This is a genomic window from Streptomyces sp. NPDC059679 (genome assembly GCF_042734105.1).
GTDB lineage: Bacteria > Actinomycetota > Actinomycetes > Streptomycetales > Streptomycetaceae > Streptomyces.
In genome coordinates this window covers 1-2,195 of record NZ_JBHWES010000187.1, presented here as the reverse complement: position 1 = coordinate 2,195, position 2,195 = coordinate 1, and the positions used below count along the sequence as shown (strand labels likewise).

Below are 2,195 nucleotides of genomic sequence, written 5' to 3'. Positions count from 1 at the left end.
CACGGCCACCCCACCACCTGGCACCACCACACCCCCAACCCCACCCACCACCCAAACCTCCCCACCTACCCCTTCCAACACCACCACTACTGGCTTCATGCCTCCGAACCGCAAGCTCAACAGCACACTCCTCGCCCCATCTCAGCCGAACCGCCCGCCACAGCTACTCTTCGTCAGCGGCTCTCCCACCAACCACCAGACGCGCAGCAGCAGACTCTTCTCGACGCCGTTCGCACGCACATCGCCGGCGTCCTCGGCCATAGGAGCCCCGAGAACATCCACGCCGAGCGCGCATTCAAGGAACTGGGCTTCACCTCGCTGACTGCCGTCCAGTTCCGCAATCGCCTGTGCGAGGCCACCGGGCTGACCCTCGCACCGACCATCGTGTTCGACTACCCGAGCCCCGCCGCGCTCGTACAGCATTTGTGTCAGCAGCTACTGGGTACGCGAGGCGAAACCGCCGGCCACGTCCCCCTCACGGCCGTTGGCACGGGCGAACCCATCGCAATTATCGGCATGGCGTGCCGCTACCCAGGAGACGTACAGACCCCAGAACAGCTGTGGGATCTGCTCGTAACCGAGCAGGACGCGATCTCCGGATTCCCGACCGATCGTGGCTGGGACCTCGACAACCTCTACGACCCGGATCCCGAGCGGTTCGGAACGTCGTACACGAGGGAGGGGGGTTTTATTCACCAAGCGGGTGAATTCGACGCCGAGTTTTTCGGCATCAGCCCGCGCGAGGCTCTGGCCATGGACCCTCAGCAGCGAATTCTTCTCGAGGTCTCCTGGGAAGCCTTCGAGCGAGCAGGCATCGACCCCACCTCGGTACGTGGCACTCAGACCGGGATCTTCGCCGGCCTGGCCTACCACGACTACGCGCAGCGCTTCCCGATCGCCCCCGAGGGCTTCGAGGGATACCTCGTTCATGGAAGCGCGGGCAGTATCGCCTCAGGGCGCGTCGCCTACACCTTCGGCCTGGAAGGGCCTGCGGTCACCGTGGACACGGCATGTTCGTCGTCCCTGGTCGCCCTGCATCTGGCCTGCCAGGCACTGCGGTCAGGGGAATGTTCGATGGCCCTGGCCGGCGGGGTCACCGTGATGTCCACCCCGACGGCCTTCGTCGAGTTCTCCCGGCAGCGTGGGCTGTCCCCGGACGGTCGGTGCAAGGCATTCTCCGCCACGGCCGATGGAACCGGCTGGGGCGAAGGCGCGGGCATGGTGCTGGTGGAACGGCTCTCGGACGCGCAGCGGCTCGGGCATCCCATCCTGGCCGTGGTACGAGGAACGGCGGTCAACCAGGACGGCGCCAGCAACGGACTCACCGCGCCCAACGGCCTCTCGCAACAACGCGTCATCCGCCAGGCCCTCGCCAACGCCGAGCTGACGCCAGCCGCCATTGACGCAGTGGAGGGACACGGTACGGGGACGACGCTGGGCGACCCGATCGAAGCCCAGGCCCTTCTGGCGACATACGGTCAGGACCGCTCCGCGGACCAGCCACTTTTGCTCGGCTCGATGAAGTCGAACATCGGACACGCACAGGCGGCGGCCGGGGTGGGCGGGATCGTCAAGATGGTACTGGCGATGCGGCACGGGGTGTTGCCGCGGACGTTGCACATCCAGGAGCCGTCGCCGCATGTGGACTGGTCATCGGGCGGAGTACGGCTGCTGACCGAAGCCACGCCCTGGCCCGACACCGGCCACCTCCGACGCGCGGGGGTGTCCTCCTTCGGCGTCAGCGGCACCAACGCGCACGTGATCCTCGAACAGGCACCACCGACCGAAGCCCCAGCAATCGGTGAAGACACCTCAACGCCAACACCGCTGCTTGAACCGTGGCTTGTGTCCGCGAAGTCCGAGGATGCGCTGCAAGCGCAGGCGCGACGGCTGCGCCAGTACCTCGCTTCGGCTCCAGAACTCGACTTGGCCGATGTTGGGTATGCGCTGGCCACCGGTCGCACGGCCTTCGACCACCGTGCCGTACTCCTGGGCCCCGACCGCGAAACCTTCCTGGAAGCGCTGGAATCGCTGTCATCCGGTGAGCAGCATGCCGGGCTCGTACGAGGCGTGGCGACGGGTGCGGGGAAGCTGGCGTTTGTGTGTTCCGGACAGGGCACCCAGCGCCCTCGTATGGGACACGAGCTGTACCGGACGTTCCCGCTGTTCGCCGCAGCCATGGACGAAGCCTGCGC

The 2,195-nt window shown here is 66.7% G+C and carries 1 protein-coding gene; it reads left to right on the top strand.

Going from position 1 to position 2,195, the window contains the following annotated elements; translation table 11 throughout:
* Positions 1 to 2,195, top strand: a 2,195-nt coding sequence (locus ACFV2X_RS55545; RefSeq protein ID WP_385631957.1) for a beta-ketoacyl synthase N-terminal-like domain-containing protein, incomplete at both ends; no start/stop codon positions are given.